This is a genomic window from Clostridioides sp. ZZV14-6345 (genome assembly GCF_020657775.1).
Classification (GTDB): Bacteria; Bacillota; Clostridia; order Peptostreptococcales; family Peptostreptococcaceae; genus Clostridioides; species Clostridioides difficile_D.
In genome coordinates this window covers 1-567 of the sequence record NZ_JAGWCX010000164.1, presented here as the reverse complement: position 1 = coordinate 567, position 567 = coordinate 1, and the positions used below count along the sequence as shown (strand labels likewise).

Annotated in this window: 2 protein-coding genes; both read right to left on the bottom strand. The window is 28.2% G+C overall.

Going from position 1 to position 567, the window contains the following annotated elements; translation table 11 throughout:
- Positions 1-58: 58 nt before the first annotated feature.
- On the bottom strand, positions 59-232 hold the full coding sequence (locus KGF39_RS19445; protein ID WP_021369343.1) for a hypothetical protein: 174 nt from the start codon (positions 230-232) through the stop codon (positions 59-61).
- Between the two features lie 59 nt (positions 233-291).
- A partial coding sequence (locus KGF39_RS19440) for a DnaD domain protein (RefSeq protein ID WP_227823572.1) occupies positions 292-567 on the bottom strand: 276 nt, incomplete at its 5' end.

Genomic DNA, 567 nt, shown 5'->3' with positions numbered 1-567 from the left:
GCATCTGCAACTAATCTTCCAACTAAAGTTATTGTATTCATTTTACTAAACCCCCTTTTTATTTTTCTTCCTGCTCTTCTGTATACTCAACAAAGTAAGTATAAGTTGTCTTACTATTTTGTTTCTCCTTACCTATTCTCACTGTATATCCAGCCTTACCAAGTAATTTCAATAATTCTAATCTATCTTGAATATCTAAACTCCCACATTTCTGTGCATATATTCTTGCCATTTTATACCTCCCCTTTCTAGGAAGTGATAATATAGTATTTACTTCCTAGAAGTTTAATTTTATTTAAATTTTTCCTTCTGACTTTTCTTAATAATGTCGTCTAGCTCATCACTTGTATACTTAGTAAATGTTTCATCAAAATTATGAAAGTTAGTTTTTTTAATTTTACTAGGAGCATTAACAACCTTATTACTAGACTGTTTCTTTTCTTGTTTACTCTTTTTCTTCCTCTCAAACTCATTTTGATACTCTGTAAGTTCTAAACTAGTTTTTACACCTGCTTCTATCCAATTATTTAATATTGTTTTAATGTATTTATAATTCTTAACTCCATT